The sequence below is a fragment of the Symbiopectobacterium purcellii genome (assembly GCF_019797845.1).
Lineage (GTDB): Bacteria > Pseudomonadota > Gammaproteobacteria > Enterobacterales > Enterobacteriaceae > Symbiopectobacterium > Symbiopectobacterium purcellii.
Window position 1 is genome coordinate 4,433,604 of the sequence record NZ_CP081864.1, and the last position, 23,003, is coordinate 4,456,606.

Genomic DNA, 23,003 nt, shown 5'->3' on the forward strand with positions numbered 1-23,003 from the left:
CGCCAACGTGGTTCTGTTGGCGCGCTTATTACTCCTTAAGGTGTTGCTTCACCAAGCCCACGGCCCGGCAATGTCTTGCAAAAATTACCAACGACAGGCGGTGCTGCCGTCGGGAAAACATCATCCGGCGTCACGTAAACTCGACTGGTCGCAACAAACCCGTCTTTGAACGTGGCTTCCACGAAGGTTGCTTGCCAGCCAGCATGCTGTGAATTCAGCGCCAGGCTTACCGGCCCATGGTTGGGTAACGTCACCGTTGTTCCCTGATAGTGAACATCGCAGGCATAGCGGAAATCCCGTGCTTCCGGATTATTTGCCGTCCAGCGTTTTACCTCGACAGGTTTTTCAGAAAAAGTGACATTCAACGTATCGTCTTTGAGTGTGGCGGTGAGCTGCGGCAATGGCTTGTTTTTCAAAAATCGATTCACAAAAGTGATCAACGTGCGCTCAACGTATTTTAAAATACCGTTATGGCTGGAATTGGGGACCACGCGCAGAGATTTCTCTCCTGGCAGCGCGTCATAATAAAAACGCGCATTATCGGGTGCATAGAAATCATCACCGCTGGCATTGACGATATATTTTGCTTTATTGAATTGTGCAGACTGGCCCGCGGCTAAATATTGCATCGGATCTTCAATTTTCATCAACGCCTGAAATTCCTCGGTATTGATGGTCTTGTCTACACCCTGTTGATAGTAAGGATAAAAAGCAATCGGCCAATTGCCACCGTAAGAACGGTACATATGCGTCAGCGCAGTACGCGTGTCCAGCAAATCGATGACAAAGGGCACGACGGCATCCACATCAGGATCAGAAATAAAGGTCAGCCAGGATGTCCAGCCCCGTTTGGATGCTCCCGTCACAATAAACCGAGAAATGCCTTGTGCTTTTAATTCTTGCTTCGCCACTCTGATCGCCTGTGACACCGCTGTCGCCATAGGAATATGTACGGAAGCCCGTGTTCTTAGCGCCGGATTATCCATGAACAACAACCAACTGCGCGCAACATTATCACCTTCTTTCAACGGCTTATTATCCGTACCGTAAGTAAGATATTGGTTTGGTATGTTGCTTACAGAGATAACAACCGCTTCGGTTGCACGGGCAATAGAAGCCAGCATATCCGGGCTGAATTCATTATGCCCATCGGTTTTGATAATACCATTGGGGTAGTTGGTGCCGTTGTTGACAACCATTAGCGCATGCTGTGATTTAACAAGGTGGGCAGGGAGATAGATATCGACGTTGTGTTGCCACTGTGCGGGTTGCACTAATTCCGCCGGGTGACCAGGATTGGGAAATCATGCTGTATTTCTTTACTCTGACGTCAGCCATAATATCATCACCTTCGTAATGATAATCCATCGGCATCGCCGCCAAATCTTCACGATAACACGCGATTACCTGCGTTAAATCAGTGTCCTTATCATCATGGCATCCCATTTCCAATGCATTGGCTTGAGACAAAAACCCCATAAATAATAAGAAAAAAATAATAAAAGTGAGGTTATCAATCTTCATTTATTGTCCTTATTAATGAACTGAGGGTTGATAGTGTATCCGTACGATATTAAATGAACGAGTAAGAATGCGTATTTTCAATTTCAGCAGTCTACTTCACCTTTGTATATAGGTCTAACACCTGTTATTTTTTGTCTCGGTATTTGAAACTTTTCGGCAACGCAATCGCATCACTCATTATTGTATCCCGTTATACCCTAAATACTTCGAGTTGCAGGACAAAACGTTAACGTTTTGAACAGCGCTTGCGCTGGCCCTTTAGGGCCAGCGAACGAATCTCGATGAGCTTACTTTGGTAAGTGATCCGGGTGAGAGAACGCAGCCAACGCATCTGCAACGTGAAGTATAGCGGGTATGGCGCATTGTCGAACAAAAGGCTCTCCGTTAGCGGCTGGCAAGTGGGTTACCATTGCAGCCACCGTCGGCAAGCGTTATGTTCTTTGTTAACGTTGGCATTACCTTTAAGCGATACATGATGAACTTTTCTCTTTTCGGCAACAAATTCACCCGCCACGCTGGCATCACCCAATTGATGGATGACCTGAACGATGGGTTACGTACGCCTGGAGCCATCATGCTGGGCGGCGGCAATCCCGCGCACATCCCGGCAATGGATGCCTACTTTCAGCAACTTTGTCAGGAGATGTTGAGTACCGGTACCTTGACCGAAGCGCTGTGCAATTACGATGGCCCACAAGGTAAGGACACGCTTCTCACCAACCTGTCAGCTTTACTCCGGCAGACGTTTGGTTGGGATATTGGGCCGCAAAACATTGCGCTGACCAACGGCAGCCAAAGCGCCTTCTTTTACCTGTTCAACCTGTTTGCAGGCCGTTATGAGGAGGGGTCATCGCGCAAAGTGCTGTTCCCGCTCGCACCTGAATACATCGGCTATGCCGACTCCGGGTTGGATGAGGATATGTTCGTCTCTGTGCGCCCACAGATAGAATTACTGCCCGAAGGCCAATTCAAATACCACGTCGATTTCGACAATTTAACCATCGGTGATGACATCGGGATGATTTGTGTATCACGCCCGACCAACCCGACTGGCAATGTATTAACCGACGAAGAACTGGTTCATCTCGATGAACTGGCTCAGCAGCACGGCATTCCATTGGTGATCGATAACGCCTACGGCGTACCTTTCCCCGGTATCATCTTCAGCGACGCCACGCCGCTGTGGAATGCCAACACCATTCTTTGTATGAGCCTGTCCAAACTCGGCCTGCCGGGGTCGCGCTGCGGCATCATCGTTGGCAATGAACAGGTTATCTCCGCTATCAGCAACATGAACGGCATTGTCAGCCTGTCACCCGGCTCTATCGGCCCTGCGATCGCGAACGAAATGATTGTGCGCGGCGATTTGCTGCGTTTGTCCAACGACGTTGTGCGTCCGTTTTATCAGCAGCGCGTTACGGAAACCATCGCGACGATCCGTCGTTACCTGTCACCAGAACGGTGCCTGATCCATAAACCGGAGGGGGCAATTTTTCTGTGGCTGTGGTTCAAGGATCTGCCTATCTCCACGGAAACGCTTTACCAACGGTTGAAAAAACGCGGGGTATTGATGGTGCCCGGCCACTACTTCTTCCCCGGTTTGGCAGAAGACTGGCCTCATGCTCACCAGTGTTTACGCATGAACTATGTGCCTGAACCCGAGAAGATCGAACAGGGCATTGCGATTCTGGCGCAGGAAGTGGAGCTGGCGTTGAGCGAGAGCCGCGCAGATTAACGACAAGCGCAATGCTATTGTGCTTGTCGTAATCCAATAATCCGTTCGGGGTTAGCGCCCCAGTCATGGTGCGCCATCCCCTCTGCGAAACAGTTCGTTATTTTTAGCTATATCACTGATTATCTGACTCACTGTATCAGGGTTATTAATCAACAAAACGCCTTTAAAGTAATCATCGAGTTGGAAAAGACGTTTCAGATTACTCGGTTTCATTAAACTTTCCAGCGATAAATCTTTATAAACCGGATTGCTCAAGAAATATAAATGACAAAGATAATTAAAATGTTCTTTCTCCATGAAATTATTTTCAATGGCATATTTTATTTGTGCAAGAGATTGTTCAATACTGACAAACCCGCCCGTGTCTTCAACATTAAGATAGATATAGTCTTCGGGCAGTCCGATAGCATGTACCGCCTCATGCAACATCGTACCAGTCGCCAGGTTGATGTATTTTTCTCTATCCTGAAACGTCTGAAAATTATTGTTCGAAGGATTTAAATCTTCCGGCACAATTGCGGTATTTATAAACATTCTATCTAAGGGATCACCGATACTTGTGAGGCCGAAAATAGTGTCTTTATTAATGGCTTCAGGTTGCATAACCGTCTCTGCTTTTGATTTATTCTTTATTAGCAAAATAATATTTTCATTGTTGTCACCATCCAATATGGACGTCATTCTTTTTAACTTATTAAGCAGGGAGTCAATAAAAAAACGCAAAGCGTCTTTATCTTTCATTTGTATTCTATCAGAGATATAAGACTCAAAAATACCTTGCTCATCGTTTATCACTGAAACAGCGTCATTGAGATGTTTAACAGCATTATTAAACGCTTCATTGTATATATCATAAATTACCGAGGATGCTTTCTCCTCTTTGAGCTGAGATAAGCTTTTAAGGTCGAACTCACTTTCTTCTCCAAAAAACAGCTTTGTCATTTTTGGCAATATGGCATCCATTTCTTTCATAGAAAGAACGATTTTCTTACTACTGCGCGCAAAAATTTCATAAACGTCCTCCATATTATTATCTTGGGTGAGACGACGCTGAATCTCCGCCAGTTTCTCATCATCAACATCATACAGATCTTCGCCAATCGCCTGCCATGCCAACAGTTTTTTTGATGATTGTTTATCTATCCCTAGAATTGTTTCCTGTGCTTCAACGGGGGTACTAACAATAATTTTCTTAGTATCAAAGTCTTTGATAATACTTACCGATGTTATTTTTATTTTATTATCTATGCTTCCATCTTCTTTTTTTCCATGCAGAGTAACGTACTCTGGAACAATGGCATTTTTATTGGATTTCGTTTCTTTTGCATGAAAAAAAAGCCTTCAATGGATCGATAAAATATTTTACCCTCACTGGTTTTAAAAAAACCATTTATCCCGACATAAGGCGTCAATGATTCATCAGGATGAACAATGGTTATGCCATGATCCTGGTTTCTTTTTAGTAGGGTGCTAATACCTTTCGTTTCATAAAAATCCGCATTGCATAATGATAGAATTTGCCTCTTAGCAATACAATGATTTGTACGTAATCTATAGTTTTTGTTACTACCGTTATCACGCTTCCGTTCAGGTAATAAAAAATAAGTATTACTTTTTTCGTTTTTATAAATGACTACACCACCACTGCTCTTCGCCTCGCCTAACAGGTAGGTGTCATCACCTTCAGATCTTATTCTGAGCAGTCGATTATTGTAGGGTAAAAAATCCTCATTATTGATGTGCCATGCACCATCAATATCTCTCACGCCAGGGTTCTCATAAAGTAAACCTCCATAGGTGACAGGAATAGCATCTTTATACCAAGGCGGGTTATTTTTAATGACATCAATGATAGTGTTATCAAGATAGTAGGCAGGATCATTTTCTCTGGTGGGTAACTCATCCAATTTTTCTTTTTATTTTGTATAAATACCGTCAGCAAAATGAGATTGTAAATCATATTCATGATCTGTTTTTTTTAATGGAATAATATCATATTCCCCAGAAATATATTGATAGTTACTGACGTCTGACTTTAATAAAAAATATTTGTTATTGATTTTTAGGTATTGATTAAGGTGCTTGTCGTATTGTGTGGCGCTCGCCAACGTCATCGGTCCAACATCCTGATGTTTGATGTCATCACGGCTAAGTCTTTCTGTCAGGGAATGTCGATCTGCCAATAATGCGATAATATCTTTACTTATACTCGGAGAGTTTTTATTTTCAAAAACCCACTCACCGCCTCGAGTGACAATAGGAGAAAAATCGTTCTTTTGTTGTACCACATACCTATATACATTTTTTTTCACCGCCGACTCACGCACGGGAAACATATTATTTTCAATCATCGCGTAAGTGTTTAATTGGTTTTTTATGAAAACACTATCTCCGTATATTTTCGGAGAATTATTTTGCAAGAAAAAAGTATTTTCCTTATCGTTTAAAACCTCATTCGCTTTTTTCATGGTTGATTCAATGACATGATTAAATTTTATATCACCTTTTAAAACCCATTGTCCGTTAGCATTAAAAAAGATATAATCTTTGGTTTCCACATCAGAAAAATGGTTAAATACGCCTGTGGTTTCAACCATCTTCTCTGGGTTTTTCACATTGATATAAAGCTTGTTATTTTTAATCTCCACATCATTCATCATGGCACTAATCGCACCGTTTTCAGTGCTATCAGATAATTGTCTGGTTAACACCGAGGAGATGAGGTCTTTGGCTAAATTTCTGATGTATGACTCCAACTCGTCAGCCTTATCTAATGAAAGATCTTTATTCTCAATGGCATCAGATAGCATTTCCAGAAAAGATGACAAAATCAAAGTAACCAGACGACCCCGGCCATACAGCGGAATCCATGAAAATATACTGTCTATTATCGACTCAATTTTTTTGGCAAGATCATCAAACTGACGATTCCCCACACAACCTACACCATAAACATTATAGTCAAGCGCGATCTTGCCCTCGTTAATCAATGCAGAAATTGGGTTTTTTAACGTATTGCTTATCACTCTCATTATTTTTTCAGTGCTAAGCACCTCTCTCTCATCACGACAATCTATAAGACTTTTTATTTTTATGTCATCATTACTTGTGTGTTCTATTTCTTTATTCTTAGGTAAATAAATTCTTTTGTTAACACGGATCGGCGCTAATGGTTGAAAAGTATCATTTTTATCTGATAGATCATTGCGTTGTTGATAGAATAACTTTACCATACGACTGTCATCACGAGAAAGATGGCTGACGATGCTATACAAATTTTTCAAGTGTACTTTGCCAAAATGATAAGATTTATTATTGATAGCCTGTTTCTCGTTCTCTTTAACAAAGGCCGAAAGCAGTTGGAGGCATTTAATAAGCAGTTTGACATTCTTTTCTCGTTTTATTGGCGTATTTTTCACATCAGGCGAATTTTCAGCGAGTCTAAATATCAGATCAAATTCATTTCTCACACGCCAATTAATTGATTCGTCCTGCAACACCCTCAATATCTCATTCGGAATATGCCTATTCTTGATAGTGACGGATCTGTAACTCCGGGACCTTGCATTTTTGGTAGTGAGATAAAAATGGTCAATGTCAGGAACAACGAGTTGATGAATAATGTCCAGTTCGTGATTATATTCATTTAAAGAAATATCACTCGCGTTCGCAATAATAAAAGCATCCGATTGCTGCATTTCCGCGTTTCGCGAAACAGCAAACGTTTCAGTTTCCTTCCCAGCAGTGGCGAAGTGTTGACCCCACAGTCGGTACAACGCACCGCCTGCTGCTCCCACAAATAATAACCCCCCGAGCAACACAGCCTGTTTTTGCGTTAACGGTATTGGCTCGTTTCCTTTTTCGGACCGAATCTGTTGCAAATATTGGCTCTGCGCGTTCAGAAGCCTCCCCTTTTCCAATTGACGGAGCATCAGCGGATCATTCTCTTTAGGATCCACCGAACGTGTGAAGAAAACCCGGTTGATATAGGCTAATACGCCGCTTTCACCCGCAGTTTCTCGGTTCCCCTCCACGCCGCCGGGAGTATTTTCATACGTACAAGCAATGGCCTTAATACGCTTAGGGAAATGGCTACCATCGACACGATCTGCCAACGGTGCCTCATCGGTGAATACAGGTTGGGATTTATTCTGTGCAGAATTCTGACATCTCATCACCAAAGCTCCTTTCCTTAACTGAAGGGTCAGATAAACCTATAGCGTGTACAAAAAGAGGAATTACTACATTCGGGAAAACACGCCTCCTATCAATTAATAGTTTTTTATATATCCGTATATAAAAAAACGCTGACAACCTGGGAAGGGAATTGTCAGCGAAATGGATAAAACATCAATATTATTATTAATGCACGGACGAGATACTCACTCTATTCGGTTTCGGCGCAAACCAAATCACCAGTGCAGCGACAGCAAAAATAGCGGCAATCACCATAAAGATATGGTTGGTGGCAACCATCACGCTCTGCCCTTGAAGCATCCACTCTATCGAGCCACGAACGGCGTCCATGTTCATGCCATCATTCAGCATGTTATGGGTGGCTACCGCCTCCCTGTCCGTTAGACCGGCCAGCTCCGCATGCACATAGCGGGTTTGGTTCTCCCATGATGTGTTGACCATGGAGGTAGCGAAAGCCCCTGATAAGGTACGAATAAAGTTCATCAACCCTGCGGCAGAATCCATCTCTCGCTCAAGCACGCACCCAAGCGCAATTCCGGTCAAGGGAACAAAAAACAGCGGCATACCGATGCCTTGGAACAACATGGGTAAACTTATCTAGGAAAATGTCATGCTCATGTCTGCCTGGCTGCGAAACAGCGTCCACAGGCCGAGCCACAGCACCCCCGCGAACACCAGCGGACGCGGATCGATTTTCGTCGCCAAGGTAGCAACCAGCGGCGCGAGAAACACGGCCAATACCCCCATCATCGCCGTTGAGTAACCGGCAATCGTCGCGGTATAGCCCATGTAAATTTGCAGCCACAAGGGGGTCAGCACGGTAATGCCAAAGAATGCGCCAAACGCCAATGAGAGCGTCACCATACTGGTCGTAAAGCCGCGATGACGAAATACTCTGAGGTCCACTACGGGATTGCGCTCGGTCAGTTCCCAAATCAGGAAGGAGATAAAGCCAATCAACGCAATAATCGCCAGAATGACAATGCGCGTTGAAGCGAACCAGTCATGATCCTTGCCTTCATCGAGCATGATCTGCAAGGCGGACACCCAAACCACCAGCAGTCCCAATCCCACGACGTCTATGCGCGATTTTGCCGTCTGCGTTTCATAACGTTGCAGCATCTTCCAGCACATGAAACCCGCCGCAATAGCAAAAGGGGTCTTACAGATAAAGATGTAGTGCCAGCTAAACTGATCGCAGATAACGCCACCGAGAATCGGTCCCATAATCGGAGCAACCAGGGTAGTCATACTCCAGATACCGATAGCAACGTGGCTTTTATCTTTCGGAAAAATACGCATCATCAACGTCTGAGACAGCGGCATCAGCGGCCCGCCAGAAAAACCCAGAAACACGCGAAACAGCACCAGCATATTCATACTGGTCGCCATTCCGCACAGCGTTGAAAATACGCCGAACATCAGCAGACAAATCACGAAAACCCGCAGGGCACCAAAGCGAGAAGCCAACCAACCGGTCAGAGGGACAGAGATCGCCTCCGCCACCGCGTAAGATGTGATGACGTATGTTCCCTGGCTGGTTGATGTCCCCAGACTCCCGGCAATATTCGACACAGAGACGTTGGCGATGGTGGTATCGAGAATGGCCAAAAAATTGGCCATCGCCAGACACAGGGTTCCAATGACGAGCGCCGCGCCCGTTAGCGGCTGCGGAAAGGTATTCTGCGTAGTGTTGTGGCTCATTGTTTTGCGCCTTAATCCTGACGAGCCGTTGTCAGACCTTCATGGCCCGATGCCGCCAGATCCAAGGTGTTATGCGTATCGATGGTAGCAATCATCGACAGGCCAACCTGTAGCGGGTGTTTCGCCAATTCCTGCTTGTCCAGCGTAATACGCAGCGGCAAACGTTGAACCACCTTGATCCAGTTGCCCGTTGCATTTTGCGCGGGGATCATGGAGAACGCTGAACCCGTGCCGCCAGAAACACCGCTCACCACGCCGTGATACACCACCTTGTCGCCATAAATGTCAGCCGTGACTTCAACAGGTTGACCGATTTTCACGTGACGCAGCTCAACCTCTTTAAAGTTGGCGTCGATATGCACGTCGTGCAACGGCACTACCGTCATCAAACGCTCGCCGTTCTGTACCCGCTTGCCAATCTGTACCTGACGCCTGGCGATGACGCCATCGACGGGCGCTTTGATAATGGTGCGGGCCAGATCAACGTGTGCCTGTTCCACCTTGGCTTTCGCCAGCATCACCTCTGGGTTGGTTTCCACCGTGGCATCAATGGTCAGCGCCGCATTGGCTTTTTTCGCACCGATGGTCGATAAGCGATTAGCCACCGACTGCGCGGCCACCGCCTTGGCGACATTGAGGTTAGATTCAGCCTGGGCCATCGCATTACGAGCGTTAGTTAATTCCTCACCGGATACCGCGCCGGACTTTGCCAGCGCCTCGCGCCGCGTTAAATCCACCTGCGCTTTGGTGAAGTCAGCCTGTGACGCCACCAGACGCGCTTGCGCCTGCGTTTCATCCGCTTCTCGCGCCTTGACTTGCGCGGCCAATCCCTCGTCGGTCGCCATGTAGCTGCTCACGCGCCGCCGCGACTGCCCCAGCATCGCCTCGGCCTGCGCCAGTGCCAAACGGGCATCAGTGTCATCGAGTTGTACCAGCACATCCCCCTGCTTCACCCACTGCGTATCCACCACATTCACCGCCTGCACAATGCCGGTAACCGAAGGCGTCACTTCCGCCACCTCCGCCGCACTGTAGGCGTTATCGGTGGTGACATAGCGCGAACCCACCACCGCATACCACACGCCGTAACCGCCCGCAGCGATAACCACCGCGGCAGCCAATCCCATAAACCCTTTTTTACGCGATGACGCGGCGCGCGATGCATGAAAATGTGTGTCCGCCGCAGGCGTGGCAGAGTCATTATTTCGCTGTGACATAGAAAAACTTCCTGCAAGTCGAGAGAGGATTAAGAAGCATCAAATCCGCCGCCTAACGCGTGGATTAATGAAACGTCGAGTGAGAACGCCTGTGATTGCAAATTCACTAACGCACGCTGGGTATCCAACATGGCGTCCTCTGTTGTCAGGACATCGAGATAGGTTGCCAGACCACCGCGATAGCGTTTATCTGCAATGAGATACGCCGCTTTGGCGTTCGCAAAGGCGCTTTCGCTTTTCGACAGACGCGCTTTCAGGGCATTGGCACGGGTAACCACATTGGCCACATCGTGCAATGCCAACGTCAGCGTGTTGTTGTAAGTCGCTACGGACTCTTCGTAGTTGGCCTCGGCGGAGGTTAATTGCCCGGATAAGCGTCCACCGGTGAAAATGGGCAGATACAGCGCAGGCCCAATGCTTCCGGCATCGTTGCCCGAGCGGGTCAGATTATTCAGGCCGAACGACTGATAGCCAATAAAACCGGTAATACTGACATCGGGGTAGTACGCGGTTTTGGCAACATGAATGCGTTTTGCCGCAGCTTCAACGCGCCAACGGGCGGCGCTGATGTCCGGACGGTGGCCCAGAATGTTGATGCCGGTGTTAGCCGGCAAATTAAAGGATTCATCGAGATGGATCGCCGGGCGCTGAATAGAAAGCCCCCGGTCTGGGCCGTCGCCCAACAGTGCGGCAATGGCATTTTTCTGTAGCTGGATGGCCTCCTCGGAGGCTATCAATTCGGCCTCGGCGCTCGCTTTCAGCGCCTGCACCTGTTTGATCACGCCGTCAGTTTCTAGCCCATTGAGATTGCGCTCTGTCATCAATTCAACGGTCTTGCTACGGATCTCCAACGCATTCTGTGTCGTGTCACGGTTGAGGTATAAGCGCGTCAGCTCTGCGTAGGACTGCACCAGCGCGGCTTGGAGCAGTAATTTTGCCGACTGCATTTCCGCATCGGCCGCCGCATAATCTGACGTTGCAGCGGCAACTTCAGCACGGTTCTTTCCCCAAAAATCCAGGTTAAAACTCAGATTAGCCGTCGCAGAACCGTAGTCATTCCAACCGTGCGGTGGCATATAGGCCTGATAGGCATAGCTCACTTTACTCTTTGACGCAGACGCACCAACTTGCACAGAACGAATCGCACCAATTTGCTCGGCGATCCCGGCCGCGTTCTTTAATCGAGGCTCTGCTATTTTCAAGGTTGGCGCAGAAGCCAGCGCCGTTTCCATCAGGCTGTCCAACTGCCTGTCGTGGTAGCGTAGCCACCACTGCGCGTCTGGCCAGCGGCCCTGTTTTTCCGTGGTCAGCGACCGCGAAGAAGCCAACTCATCGGCACGTTTTATTTGGCTCAGTGTGTTGTCTGGGGCGGTTGAACAGCCCGCCAGGATGAGCACCACGGCAAGCATTGAAAACCGCAAATCAGGAGGTAACAGGCTGCGATTTATTAACTTATTGATTTTCAAGATACACCCTTTTTAATACCGTACAGTACGGTTTTGTTATAACTTGACATAAAACGATAGTCAAGAGAAGCTTGCCCATTGGACGGAAAGGGAAGAGGAGCGTATGCGAGTAAAAAGTGAAACCAAGCGTCAAACCATTCTGGATATCGCGACGCGCGCATTTATAGAGCAGGGATTCAACAATACGTCGATGTCGGAGATCGCCAGTCGCGTCGGGGGATCCAAATCAACGCTCTATAACTATTTCAGCTCCAAAGAAGAGATCTTCTCTGCTGTCATGGCATCGTCAGCCAAAACCGACATCGCGGAAGCCTTCGAATCACTAGACCCAAAGAAAGATATCGAAACGACGCTTAACCAATTTGGCCGCAACTACCTCTCCTCGGTGCTGAGCAGCGGCCTGATGGCAATCTGGCGTATGGCAATCAGTGAATCAGAGCGTAGCGATATTGGTCGTTTGTTTTATGCCGAAGGGCCACAAAAGGGCTGGAAACGGTTAAGCCATTACCTGAGCAAAAAAAGCGACGAAGGTATTCTGCGCAGCTCAGACAGTTGGGTTTGCGCAATGCATTTGAAAGGGCTGATTGAAGCGGAGTTATTTCTTGTCGCAGCACTGGGCGTCGACACCGCGCCAGATGCAAAACGCATTGAAGCGGCGGTCTCTCGCGCCATCACGGTATTTCTGCTCGCTTATCGGGTGGAGACGTCTAGGCCGTAAACCGTAGGGTACTGCCAATAAAAAAGAAGCTCGCGATCGAGCTTCTTTTAAGGCATTAATTAGGTCGTCAGCTTTAGCGCATCGTCATGCAGTATTCATATAGGTATAATAATTAGAGAAATAGGAAATTCTAACTGGGCAAGACCTGTAGGCGTATATGAGTTTTCCCCTGCGTTTTTATTCGACAAATTTCACCCTTTCGATATTAGTAAAAATAATCCATTGGGGCCGCAACCTGGATGTTAAGTACGAGTCATGAACACAGATTTGTTGTACATATGTATGTCTAAATTTGGCCTAGATGAATAGCTTATATCCTCATTATCCAGAATCACTGATCTCTTCCCTGTAATCAGTACCGGTCTAAACTGAAGTCTCCAGTCTTTCTTTTATCGAACAAAGACACCAGTCCGTCATGAAAAAGACCCGTTATACCGAAGAATAGATCTCCTTTGCGCTGAAGTAGTCCGCAGCAGTGCAGTGAAGTGCGCAAATTGGTGGCGTAGACATCTTTACTGATGGCGGCGTTGAGCAGGCTCAGAGTTGCATGACGGGCAAGGACGCATCGTAGCCGCTCGCTTCAAGCGTGGAGAGAACCAAGAGTACCTTTCTCTCGAACTCGGATATACGCATGCGCAAAGAAGCACTATTCATGTGACACATGAATAGTGCAGAAAAGTACCTTAAGTTTCAAACAACAAATTACGTGAACTTGTCGATGATAACTATCAGGGCTTGATATTTGTTAGCAGTATGGCTATTATGTATACATGTTCCTCGGCCCCAACCGAGAAACATGTGATAATAGTCATATGTATTCTACTTGTTTATTTTAAGCACCCAGTACTTCAAAATCTTTCGGACCTGCGTAGTGAGTAGACTTCCTACGAAGTTTGCCCCGACAATACCGACGGCATGAGACCCCCCTAAAGTCCCGATAATCCATTGTGTGAGATAGTTGACAAGTAAGGGCTTCACAAAAAGTATCAGTCCTGTCATTGCGAGCGCCAAAACACCCAAGCAGAATAGCCTGTAGTATTTTTTCTCGCGTAATGCCGTCTTGATGTCATACTTAACGCTTGAATACTCATTGTAAACTGTGAACGTACTCTCTTTTACTGCGTCTAACTTTGTATCCATTGTAGTCTCCTTTGGTTAATGGATTAGAACGAGCTTGTTTTGTAAAACCAGTAGTTGAAATAAACATATTCAATACCTTTATTAATGAACCATTACCGCAGGGAACATTCCCTTTGGCGTCGTATTTCCAGCACTTCTGCTATTTATCCGCTCATACTTCACCCCGCTTATTTCATACTCTTTATTGTTTACGCCATTTCCCTTTTGCCCGATTTTGGCAAGGGGTGTCCCGGTTCATGAGCGAAGATTATTCGCGCAGGCGGGGGGCATGTCAGTGTATAAGACGTTGAGGATTACTTGCTGACTGGAAATAAAAAACCTCCCGGTCAGGAGGTTGATAATAATGAGTTGAATTTGAGTTCAGGGAGGGCTAAGTCATAACACTCAAGCATTCCGTCATTTAATCTTTCACATTTCTTATTCAACCTAAGTGCTATCAACTCAACGCGTGAGTGCTATTTCTTTCGTAAGCAGCAACCCACCTCTCAATGAAAAAATATTATCATAATGCAAGATAAATATCAAATTTATTTTCATTTTTTAGCAATTTTTTTGTTGATTTTTCAAATTTTAATTTCCCACATAAATATCCTATCGTATAGATGGTTTTCCCTGTATGTCAAAAGTCTCTGATACGCATTTTCTATTTACGCCATGCAATACTAGCTACCTTTAATAAAGTACTCTCCTCGAAAAAACTTTTATCAAGACAACACTTCCCCGCATACTTGTTCAGGAATAAACAAATACGGTACCTGTTCCCGCGCGACGGGATAGTCGGGCGGAATAATGGATGTTCAACGCGTCTTTTGCTTCAAGAACATCATTATCTCATCCCGGATAGGTGCTTAGCACATGCAATTTTCAAGTTTTTGCTTCCGACCTCCTCCTTTCTACGTGACCAGAGCCACTAGGAGGGCATCGCATTTCGCCCTTCCAGGCGCTCTTTCTTTTCACGGATTGGGGTTTCTCCGCATAGTGCCCAACGTTTATTGCGGCTTTCATCTTTTTACGCTTAACGCCGCTTTGTACCCTTATTTTAACTTCATAATCGCTGGGTTAGGCTAGTAGCTACTTTTTTTCCTTTTTTAACGATCGGGTCATAAAGATTAAAACTGCGTGCCCTTGCGTTATAACTACTGATGATCCAGTGAATTGCATACAGTCCGGGTGGGCGGCCGTGACGAGAGCGTTGCTGACAGCCCTATCCCTCCCTTGGCACGTTGGGCTTTTTCCCGCATAGACGAAAATGTCCCAAAACGACCGACCACCATTTTGGTCGACACAGGTTTTTCGGCACACTGTGCTTAATGGGGACTTCCCCGATCATGGTGGGAGATTCAGAAATCCATGTTTAACCTGCCATAATGGAACATCACTGCGATTTTGAAGCGCTCTTTGTTCCGGTATCCTCTGGACTTGACCCTAAGCAGTCGTATTTTACTGTTCAGTGATTCTGCGTTGCCGTTTGAGACCCGATGTTTCATGGCATTCAGCATCCCGTAAAGCCTTTTACGGAACGTTCTGACTGCGCTGCTCAGCAGTGACACTCCCACGTCTTTTGCCATGCTCATCCATTCCAGCCACAACCGTCTGCTGTGTTCATCGTACTGTCGGTTCCAGAGTTCCCTCACCAGCTCTTTCAGCGCCCAACAACGACTGGTATCCGGCAGGACCAACTGCGCTACCTCCAGCCTTTCCGCTATGCGGCCATGACGCTTATGGCGACCGTATAACCACAGATAACGGGAGCGATGTGCACTTTTCCTTGCCTGCAACGGGATGGTTTTCATCTCGGACCAGTCCTCGTTTCACTGCACGTTGCATGATTTTATCGACGGCACTCTAGCTGAGCTTAAGTTGTTTCCTGACCGCGTCAACGGTGCTGATTTTTAGCCATGAGATGACGAAGGATTCGAACAGCAGCGTATACCGGTTACCTGGGCCAGCCCACGGAACTGGGCGAGGAAGCCTCCGAACAGGCCTCGTCGTGAGGATAGAATTTGTATACTGATGTGGGGTCAGTTCAATCGATGAGTCAATAAATAAAGGCCAGAGAACGATGCTCTGGCCTCTCAGTTTTTCTACAGTACGAACGAGTGTAGGTGGGTTTTCTACATTAACCCCGCATCGTCACAAACTCTTCCGATGCGGTCGGGTGAATCGCCACGGTATTGTCGAAGTCGCGTTTGGTCGCGCCCATTTTCACCGCCACGGCAAAGCCTTGTAGCATTTCATCCATGCCAAAACCGATGCCATGTATACCAACGATTTTCTCTTCCGCTCCGACACACACCAGCTTCATGCGGCACGGTTGGCGGTGCTGCGTTACGGCGGTATACATCGCGGTGAAAGAAGAGGTGTAAACTTTAACCTGATCATCACCGAATTTTTCCCGCGCTTGCGGTTCGGTCAAGCCAACAGTGCCAATCGGCGGATGGCTGAACACCACGGTGGGAATATTGGTGTAATCCAGATGCTCTTCCGGCTTGTTGTTAAACAGCCGTTCTGAGAGACGGCGCCCCGCCGCAACAGCCACTGGTGTCAGTTCGACGGCGCCGGTGTTGTCGCCCACCGCATAAACACCCGGCACGTTGGTGTTTTGGTATTTATCCATCTTGATAAAACCACGCTCGTCTTTGATGACGCCCGCCGCTTCAATATTGAGGTTATCGGTTGCTGGCTCACGGCCAATCGCCCAAATCAGGCAATCCACAGTATAAGATTCACCGTTGGTCAGATGCAGAGTCAGGCTACCATCGGCGTTTTTCTCCACGGACTGCGGCAAGGATTCGGTATGCAGCATCGGCCCTTCTGCCTTCATCACCTCCACCAGCGTAGTGAAGATCAGCGGGTCAAAGCCGCGCAACGGCGCGTGCTTGCGCACAAACAGATGGGTTTCGGAACCGAGTGCGTTCACAACACCGGCGATCTCAACGGCGATATAGCCCGCACCGACAATTGCCGTGCGCTTTGGCAAACCGTCAAGCGCAAAAAAACCATCGGAATCGATACCGTACTCAGCCCCGGGAATCGAAGGACGCGTCGGCCGGCCTCCCGTCGCGATCACAATGTGGTCGGCAGTAATGGTTTCGCCATTCACTTCAACGGTATGCGCATCGACAAAACGCGCAAAACCGTGGATAACGTCCACTTTGTTTTTGCCCAGCACCGTGTTGTAGGACTGATGAATGCGATCGATATAGGCACTGCGGTTCTTCACCAGGACATCCCAGTTAAAGGCATTAACGGTGGTATCAAAACCATAGTCTGGCCCATACAGATGGATCGCTTCGGCAATCTGCGCCGCATGCCACATGACCTTTTTCGGTACGCAGCCAACATTAACGCAGGTACCGCCCAGATACTTTGCTTCAATCAACGCACATTTTTGCCCATACATTGCCGCACGGTTAATGGACGCAATACCGCCACTGCCGCCACCGATGGCGAGATAGTCATAATGCTTTGTCATGAGAAGATCCATGGTTAAGTGAAGAGAATAAAACGCAGTGTAACCCCTGAACTCGGTCTGCGGCAAAACCGTTAACGTCGGTTTTGCCGATAGGTGCAACAGGTAAAACCTCTCAGGTTATTCTGGCACCACTTGCTCAATCAGCGTATGCCCAGTGCCATTAGGCGCAAGCACGCCGTGCAACCACAGCAGCAGCGTTTGCATTTGCGCGTGCAGTTTCCACGGTGGGTTGATGACAATCATGCCTGACGCCGTCATGCCATAGCGATCGCTGTCAGGCAGCATTGCCAGTTCAATTTGCAGAATATTACGGATACCGGTGGCTTCCAGATCTTTGAGCATACGTTTGATTTGCTGGCGTAATACCACCGGATACCACAGCGCGTACACGCCGGTGGCAAAACGTTTGTAACCTTCCTGAATCCCTTTGACCACCGCCTGATAGTCGGTTTTCAATTCGTAGGGAGGGTCTATCAGGATAAATCCACGGCGCGAGGCGGGCGGCAATTGGGATTTCAACTGCTGATAGCCATCTTCACGCACCACTTTGGCTCGCGTATCACGTTGAAACTCACCGCGCAGCAACGGGAAGTCGCTCGGGTGCAACTCCGTCAGGTGAATACTGTCCTGCTCACGCAGCAGTTGGCGGGCAATCAGCGGCGAGCCGGGGTAGAAACGTAGCGTACCGTTACTGTTGTAGGCTTTAACCGCATTCAGGTAAGGGGTCAGCGCTTCGGGAATGTCGTCCCGCTGCCACAGTTTGGCAATACCCTCCAGATACTCCCCGGTGCGCTCCGCATGTTCACCACTAAGCTGATAACGCCCGGCCCCTGCATGGGTATCCAGATACAGAAACGGTTTCTCTTTTTCTTTGAGCGCAGTAATGATCAGGCTCTGAACGGTGTGCTTCAGTACGTCGGCATGGTTGCCGGCATGGAAACTGTGGCGATAACTCAACATAACGGTTTTTGTTCCGGTGAAATAAGCGGGGTGCCCGAAGGCAAGATCATGTCTCGCACAGTATAAACGTTCTGCCGCAGAAAATATCACCGGAAAACCATAACGCAATCCCCTTGCCGAAAGGGTCGATCGATCGTTATATTATTAAATATATAGCGGTAGTGAGTGGAGAACATCATGGCAAACCCCTTTAGCGATGGCGTTATGGATGGGCTTAAGGCCCAAACGCCACAACCCCTGAGCGAAATTCAGCACCACGGTCTCGAATATCGACGTGGTTATATCTGTGGCTACGCGTATAACCTGGCGGAGGCGGTAGGCGATCGGCAAAAAGCCGCGTTTGAGGCGGGCCTGCTTTCACGGCGCTATGGGCTGGAGCGTGACCGTATCGCCGAGTTTTTTAGTGAATACGGTAATCCACAAACCGTGGTCTATTTTTATGCCGGTTACGATACGCCGGGGAGCAACGAAGCGGTACGTACCCGAGCCTAAACACAGCACCACTCACTTCATACCGCCCGCAACGCCGCAGTGAGCCCTCTGCGCCCGGCGCGCTAACTTGCGCGCCAGGCGCAATCTCGGCATGCTCAGGGAATTTTCCCCCGTTCATTGATTTTTGCCCTTTCTGGCCTCATGTTAATCAATAATTCGCTTTTTTTGCCAGCGCTCGCGCGACTGCCCTTATCGCTGGCTGACACATAACGATAGGACCGTGATATGACGAATCCATTATTGACCCCGTTTACCCTGCCCCCGTTTTCCGCCATTAACATTGATGACATCGTCCCCGCCGTTCAGTCTGCGCTGGCAGACTGCCGCAGTGCGGTTGAGCGCGTCGTCGCGCAGGGTGCACCGTTCACCTGGGAAAATCTGTGTCAACCGCTGGCAGAGAGCGACGATCGTTTGGGTCGTCTGTTTTCCCCGATCGGCCACCTCAATGCCGTGAAAAATAGCCCTGAGCTGCGTACTGCCTATGAGCAATGTTTGCCGCTGCTCTCTGAATACAGCACCTGGGTTGGACAACACACCGGGCTGTATCAGGCGTATCGCGACCTGAAAGAAGGGGCCCACTACGCGGCATTGAGCCTCGCGGAGAAAAAAGCGGTGGATAATGCGCTGCGTGACTTCGAACTGTCCGGTATCGGTTTGCCGCCGGAAAAACAGAAACGCTATGGCGAAATTGCCGCGCGCCTGTCTGAACTGGGTGCGCAGTACAGCAACAACGTGCTCGACGCCACCATGGGTTGGAATAAGCACATCACTGACGTTGCGCAGCTTGAAGGGATGCCGGAAAGCGCGCTGGCCGCCGCCGCTGCACAAGCCGAGGCGAAAGGGCTGGAAGGTTGGCTGCTGACGCTGGATATCCCCAGTTACCTGCCAGTCATGACCTACTGCGTCAATCAGGCGCTGCGTGAAGAGATGTATCGCGCCTATGCAACCCGCGCCTCCGATCAGGGGCCGAATGCGGGTAAATGGGATAACAGCGAGGTGATGGCCGAGGAGCTGGCGCTGCGCCATGAACTGGCACAACTGTTGGGCTTTGGCAGCTTCGCGGATAAATCCCTTGCCACCAAAATGGCAGAAAACCCACAGCAGGTGCTGGATTTCCTCAACGATCTGGCAACGCGCGCTCGTCCACAAGGGAAAGCGGAGTTGGCACAGCTGCGCGCCTTCGCCAAAGCGCATCATGGCGCTGACGAACTGCAACCGTGGGACATCACTTACTACAGCGAATTGCAAAAGCAGCACCTCTACACCATCAGCGACGAGCAACTGCGCCCTTATTTCCCAGAGCAGCGCGTGGTTGAAGGGCTGTTTGAAGTGGTGAAACGCATTTACGGCATTACCGCCAAAGAGCGCCACGACGTAGACGTGTGGCATCCCGAAGTGCGCTTCTTCGACCTGTTTGATGAAAGCGGCGAGCTGCGCGGCAGCTTCTACCTCGATCTCTATGCACGCGAACACAAGCGCGGCGGTGCCTGGATGGATGACTGCGCGGGACGCCTGCGCAAGAGCAACGGTGAGCTGCAAAAACCGGTGGCCTATCTGGTATGTAACTTCAACCGTCCGGTCAGCGGCAAACCCGCGCTGTTCACCTACGATGAAGTCACCACCCTGTTCCATGAATTTGGTCACGGCCTGCACCATATGCTGACGCAGATCGATACCGCTGGGGTGGCTGGCATCAGCGGTGTGCCATGGGATGCCGTCGAACTACCAAGCCAGTTTATGGAAAACTGGTGCTGGGAGCCGGAAGCGTTGGCGTTTATTTCCGGTCACTATGAAACCGGCGAACCATTGCCGCAAGCCATGTTGGACAAAATGCTGGCGGCCAAAAACTATCAGGCAGCGTTGTTTATCCTGCGCCAGCTTGAGTTCGGCCTGTTCGATTTCCGTCTGCATGCGGAATACGATCCAGCAAAAGGGGCACAAATTCTGCCGACACTGTCCGATGTCAAAGCCAAGGTTGCCGTCGTGCCGAGCCCAAGCTGGAATCGCTTCCCGCACGCCTTCAGCCATATCTTCGCAGGCGGCTATGCCGCAGGCTACTACAGCTACCTGTGGGCGGATGTTCTGGCGGCAGACGCTTACTCGCGCTTTGAAGAGGAAGGCATTTTCAACCGCACCACTGGCCAGTCTTTCTTGGATAACATTCTGTCGCGCGGCGGTTCCGAAGCGCCGATGGATCTGTTCAAGCGCTTCCGTGGCCGTGAACCACAGCTGGATGCCATGCTGCACCACTATGGCATTAAAGGGTGAACATCAGCCTGCTGACAGAAGGGGGCGCCGATAGAGGCGCCCTTGATGCATTAGCGGCACGCTGGGGATTGCAGGACGATCCCGCCGCGACGCTGGCGCTGGTGCTCACGCCAGAACGTCTGGAACTGCGCAAACAGGATGAAGAGAAGCTCGGCGCTATCTATGTCGATTTCGCCTCTGGCACAATGGCCCACCGCCGTCGCTTTGGCGGCGGACGCGGTGAAGCGGTTGCCAAAGCGGTCGGTATCAAAAAAGATTATCTGCCGGACGTCGTGGATGCTACCGCCGGGTTGGGCCGTGACGCGTTTGTGCTGGCCTCATTAGGCTGCCGTGTACGCATGCTGGAACGTAACCCGGTCGTTGCCGCACTGCTCGACGATGGCTTGCGCCGCGGTTATGAAGATGCCGAGATAGGCACGTGGCTGCGCGAAAGATTGACGCTGATTCATGCCTCAAGCCACACAGCCCTGAGCGATATCACACCGCCACCGGATGTGGTCTATCTCGATCCCATGTTTCCTCATCGGCAAAAAAGTGCGCTGGTAAAGAAAGAGATGCGGGTGTTTCAATCACTGGTGGGCGCGGACGACGATGCGGATGACCTACTGGCTCCCGCGCGGGCGTTGGCGAAAAAGCGCGTGGTGGTAAAGCGCCCCGACTACGCTCCGCGGCTGGCAGGCATTGCCGCCCAATCGATGCTGACCACCAAAAGCCACCGCTTTGATTTTTATTTGCCGCTGCAGTTAAGCGCTCATACATGAGCGCTTGTTAGTCCCTGACAGACCACTCAGCAACCTTACGCCGACAACGCCTCAACCCGCTCGATGGCACCACGCAGGCTTTCTGCACTCAGCGGCACAGACAGCGCGTGGATCGATTCGAACGGTGCCAGCGTGCGCGCAATCACTTTCTCCACATCGGCGTGATTATGGATATCAACACCCAGCGCCTTCAGGCTGGTGGGCAGGTTGAAACGCGCAAACGCCGCGATCAGTTGCTCGGTCACGTCGCGCTGCCCGAGCAGTTCACTCTGCACCAGAATGCCATAAGCCACTTTGGTGCCGTGCAGGAAACGCTCGGTTTGCGGTAAGGTGGTCAGCCCGTTATGCACCGCATGCGCCGCTGCCACGCGGGTGTAGCGTTCACCTAAGCCGCCGACCATACCACCACCAGCGATAATCGCATCGACCACATCAAGGAAGGCCTGCGTCAGTTCGCCACGCCGTTGATCGGCCAGCGCCTGCTCGCTGCTATTAAGCAGCACATTACGAATAGAGAGCGCAGCTTCAATCCCCAAACGCACCGTCAGCGGCAGGTTTTCCGGCTGTGGGCTCAACACCACCGCCTCATACCATTTCGCCAGCGTATCGCCGATCCCTGCCAGCAAGTATTCCTGCGGCGCGCGCAGAATGATAGTGGGCTCCACCAGCACCAGATGGTTGGCATCGTTGAAAATTTCAAAACGCAGCGCCTGACCTTCATCGTTATACCACACGGAAAGCGGCGTCCAGGCGGCACAGGTCGCGGCGATGGTAGGGATAGCCACCAGCGGTAAACCGAGGCGACGCGCCACCACTTTAGCCGTGTCCAACAGCGCACCGCCACCGACACCGATCACCACCTGACGATCGTCACCCGCTTGTGCACAGAGTTGCGCCACCGCGCTTTCGCTGCAATGGCCGCCAAAAGCAATGTGCTTTACACCGGCCAGGGTGAATGCCGCAGGCAAAAACGAGGTAGCTGCCGCAATCGCCCGTTCACCATAAATCCAGACGGCGCTTCCCAGCTGTGCCGGGGTATAAAGGGTTTCCAGCTCCTGCAATGCGCCGGGGTAGGAGTAATAGTTGGCGGGGCCGGTTACCACGCGAATTGCCGTGCTGGTCATGATGCTACGTCCTGTTGTGTGTTGACTGTCATCGGTGAATGATCACTACCTTACCACAAACAGACTTCTGGATGGCTATAAACATCGAAAGCATCATGATGCATTTTTTTCATGTTGCGTTGTAAGCGTCTGTTTTATGAATTATCTTCATGTTACGTCTGGACATCTGGACGGCTAATAACATTTTGCTTTATCTTATGTGTTTTCGTTCATTGCCAGGCG

General features: G+C 49.5%; 18 protein-coding genes and 1 pseudogene. 5 read left to right on the forward strand and 14 right to left on the reverse strand.

The annotated features are described in order from the left end of the window. Positions 1 to 35 precede the first annotated feature (35 nt). Positions 36 to 1,274 (reverse strand): PhoPQ-activated protein PqaA family protein, encoded by a 1,239-nt coding sequence (locus K6K13_RS20630; protein ID WP_222158632.1) that lies wholly within the window; start codon positions 1,272 to 1,274, stop codon positions 36 to 38. Further along, positions 1,216 to 1,524 (reverse strand): hypothetical protein, encoded by a 309-nt coding sequence (locus tag K6K13_RS20635; protein WP_222158633.1) that lies wholly within the window; start codon positions 1,522 to 1,524, stop codon positions 1,216 to 1,218. Before K6K13_RS20635 ends, K6K13_RS20630 begins: the two co-directional genes overlap by 59 nt. Before the next feature lie 475 nt (positions 1,525 to 1,999). Between K6K13_RS20635 and K6K13_RS20640 the strand changes: the two genes are divergently transcribed. Beyond that, the gene (locus K6K13_RS20640) at positions 2,000 to 3,259 is read left to right on the forward strand and encodes a valine--pyruvate transaminase (protein ID WP_222161207.1); all 1,260 of its coding nucleotides are present in this window, start codon (positions 2,000 to 2,002) and stop codon (positions 3,257 to 3,259) included. A gap of 63 nt (positions 3,260 to 3,322) precedes the next feature. On the opposite strand, the gene K6K13_RS20645 is transcribed toward K6K13_RS20640, so the two are convergent. From K6K13_RS20645 to K6K13_RS20670, 7 genes are all read right to left on the reverse strand, one after another. Next, complete coding sequence (locus tag K6K13_RS20645; protein WP_222158634.1) at positions 3,323 to 4,375, reverse strand: hypothetical protein; 1,053 nt, start codon at positions 4,373 to 4,375, stop codon at positions 3,323 to 3,325. Positions 4,376 to 4,503: 128 nt separating this feature from the next. Beyond that, positions 4,504 to 5,166, reverse strand: coding sequence for a hypothetical protein (locus K6K13_RS20650; RefSeq protein ID WP_222158635.1), 663 nt, complete (start codon positions 5,164 to 5,166; stop codon positions 4,504 to 4,506). Positions 5,167 to 5,175: 9 nt separating this feature from the next. Beyond that, complete coding sequence (locus tag K6K13_RS20655) at positions 5,176 to 7,437, reverse strand: hypothetical protein (RefSeq protein ID WP_222158636.1); 2,262 nt, start codon at positions 7,435 to 7,437, stop codon at positions 5,176 to 5,178. 184 nt (positions 7,438 to 7,621) lie between these two features. Then, a complete protein-coding gene (locus K6K13_RS23485) occupies positions 7,622 to 8,041 on the reverse strand; it encodes an efflux MFS transporter permease (RefSeq protein ID WP_286206775.1) in 420 nt (139 codons plus the stop codon). A gap of 12 nt (positions 8,042 to 8,053) precedes the next feature. Beyond that, on the reverse strand, positions 8,054 to 9,160 hold the full coding sequence (locus tag K6K13_RS20660) for a DHA2 family efflux MFS transporter permease subunit (protein ID WP_286206776.1): 1,107 nt from the start codon (positions 9,158 to 9,160) through the stop codon (positions 8,054 to 8,056). Between the two features lie 11 nt (positions 9,161 to 9,171). Beyond that, on the reverse strand, positions 9,172 to 10,377 hold the full coding sequence (locus tag K6K13_RS20665; RefSeq protein ID WP_222158637.1) for an HlyD family secretion protein: 1,206 nt from the start codon (positions 10,375 to 10,377) through the stop codon (positions 9,172 to 9,174). 29 nt (positions 10,378 to 10,406) lie between these two features. Next, positions 10,407 to 11,843, reverse strand: coding sequence for an efflux transporter outer membrane subunit (locus K6K13_RS20670; RefSeq protein WP_252120368.1), 1,437 nt, complete (start codon positions 11,841 to 11,843; stop codon positions 10,407 to 10,409). Positions 11,844 to 11,946: 103 nt separating this feature from the next. On the opposite strand from K6K13_RS20670, the gene K6K13_RS20675 reads away from it, so the two are divergent. Further along, positions 11,947 to 12,561 carry a TetR/AcrR family transcriptional regulator gene (locus K6K13_RS20675; protein WP_222158638.1) on the forward strand — a complete coding sequence of 205 codons (615 nt, stop codon included), beginning with the start codon at positions 11,947 to 11,949 and terminating at the stop codon, positions 12,559 to 12,561. Positions 12,562 to 13,380: 819 nt separating this feature from the next. On the opposite strand, the gene K6K13_RS20680 is transcribed toward K6K13_RS20675, so the two are convergent. The 4 genes and pseudogenes from K6K13_RS20680 to K6K13_RS20695 form a co-directional block, all read right to left on the reverse strand. After that, on the reverse strand, positions 13,381 to 13,701 hold the full coding sequence (locus tag K6K13_RS20680; protein WP_222158639.1) for a hypothetical protein: 321 nt from the start codon (positions 13,699 to 13,701) through the stop codon (positions 13,381 to 13,383). A 1,340-nt stretch (positions 13,702 to 15,041) separates the two neighbouring features. Beyond that, positions 15,042 to 15,663 (reverse strand): annotated as a pseudogene (locus K6K13_RS20685) (transposase); the annotation flags it as partial. Positions 15,664 to 15,820: 157 nt separating this feature from the next. After that, positions 15,821 to 17,176, reverse strand: a complete 1,356-nt coding sequence (gene gorA / locus K6K13_RS20690; protein ID WP_222158640.1) for a glutathione-disulfide reductase — start codon at positions 17,174 to 17,176, stop codon at positions 15,821 to 15,823. A gap of 117 nt (positions 17,177 to 17,293) precedes the next feature. Further along, positions 17,294 to 18,136 carry a 23S rRNA (adenine(2030)-N(6))-methyltransferase RlmJ gene (locus tag K6K13_RS20695; RefSeq protein WP_222158641.1) on the reverse strand — a complete coding sequence of 281 codons (843 nt, stop codon included), beginning with the start codon at positions 18,134 to 18,136 and terminating at the stop codon, positions 17,294 to 17,296. 177 nt (positions 18,137 to 18,313) lie between these two features. On the opposite strand from K6K13_RS20695, the gene K6K13_RS20700 reads away from it, so the two are divergent. The 3 genes from K6K13_RS20700 to rsmJ all read left to right on the forward strand — a co-directional run bounded on the left by K6K13_RS20700 (position 18,314) and on the right by rsmJ (position 21,657). After that, a complete protein-coding gene (locus tag K6K13_RS20700; protein WP_222158642.1) occupies positions 18,314 to 18,628 on the forward strand; it encodes a DUF2623 family protein in 315 nt (104 codons plus the stop codon). 225 nt (positions 18,629 to 18,853) lie between these two features. Beyond that, positions 18,854 to 20,896 carry an oligopeptidase A gene (gene prlC, locus K6K13_RS20705; RefSeq protein ID WP_222158643.1) on the forward strand — a complete coding sequence of 681 codons (2,043 nt, stop codon included), beginning with the start codon at positions 18,854 to 18,856 and terminating at the stop codon, positions 20,894 to 20,896. Further along, positions 20,893 to 21,657: a 16S rRNA (guanine(1516)-N(2))-methyltransferase RsmJ gene (gene rsmJ / locus K6K13_RS20710; RefSeq protein WP_222158644.1), complete on the forward strand. Its 765-nt coding sequence runs from the start codon at positions 20,893 to 20,895 to the stop codon at positions 21,655 to 21,657. The genes prlC and rsmJ overlap by 4 nt, the downstream gene beginning before the upstream one ends. Before the next feature lie 35 nt (positions 21,658 to 21,692). Here the strand turns inward: rsmJ and K6K13_RS20715 are convergent, their stop codons facing one another. Further along, positions 21,693 to 22,781 carry an oxidoreductase gene (locus K6K13_RS20715; protein ID WP_222158645.1) on the reverse strand — a complete coding sequence of 363 codons (1,089 nt, stop codon included), beginning with the start codon at positions 22,779 to 22,781 and terminating at the stop codon, positions 21,693 to 21,695. Positions 22,782 to 23,003 lie beyond the last annotated feature (222 nt).

Coding starts and splice junctions, on each gene's coding strand:
- K6K13_RS20660 (WP_286206776.1), bottom strand. CDS start 9,160: ATGAGCCACAACACTACGCAGAATACCTTTCCGCAGCCGCTAACGGGC.
- K6K13_RS20665 (WP_222158637.1), bottom strand. CDS start 10,377: ATGTCACAGCGAAATAATGACTCTGCCACGCCTGCGGCGGACACACAT.
- K6K13_RS20675 (WP_222158638.1), top strand. CDS start 11,947: ATGCGAGTAAAAAGTGAAACCAAGCGTCAAACCATTCTGGATATCGCG.
- prlC (WP_222158643.1), top strand. CDS start 18,854: ATGACGAATCCATTATTGACCCCGTTTACCCTGCCCCCGTTTTCCGCC.
- K6K13_RS20700 (WP_222158642.1), top strand. CDS start 18,314: ATGGCAAACCCCTTTAGCGATGGCGTTATGGATGGGCTTAAGGCCCAA.
- K6K13_RS20695 (WP_222158641.1), bottom strand. CDS start 18,136: ATGTTGAGTTATCGCCACAGTTTCCATGCCGGCAACCATGCCGACGTA.
- K6K13_RS20680 (WP_222158639.1), bottom strand. CDS start 13,701: ATGGATACAAAGTTAGACGCAGTAAAAGAGAGTACGTTCACAGTTTAC.
- K6K13_RS20635 (WP_222158633.1), bottom strand. CDS start 1,524: ATGAAGATTGATAACCTCACTTTTATTATTTTTTTCTTATTATTTATG.
- K6K13_RS23485 (WP_286206775.1), bottom strand. CDS start 8,041: ATGTTGTTCCAAGGCATCGGTATGCCGCTGTTTTTTGTTCCCTTGACC.
- K6K13_RS20640 (WP_222161207.1), top strand. CDS start 2,000: ATGAACTTTTCTCTTTTCGGCAACAAATTCACCCGCCACGCTGGCATC.
- K6K13_RS20715 (WP_222158645.1), bottom strand. CDS start 22,781: ATGACCAGCACGGCAATTCGCGTGGTAACCGGCCCCGCCAACTATTAC.
- gorA (WP_222158640.1), bottom strand. CDS start 17,176: ATGACAAAGCATTATGACTATCTCGCCATCGGTGGCGGCAGTGGCGGT.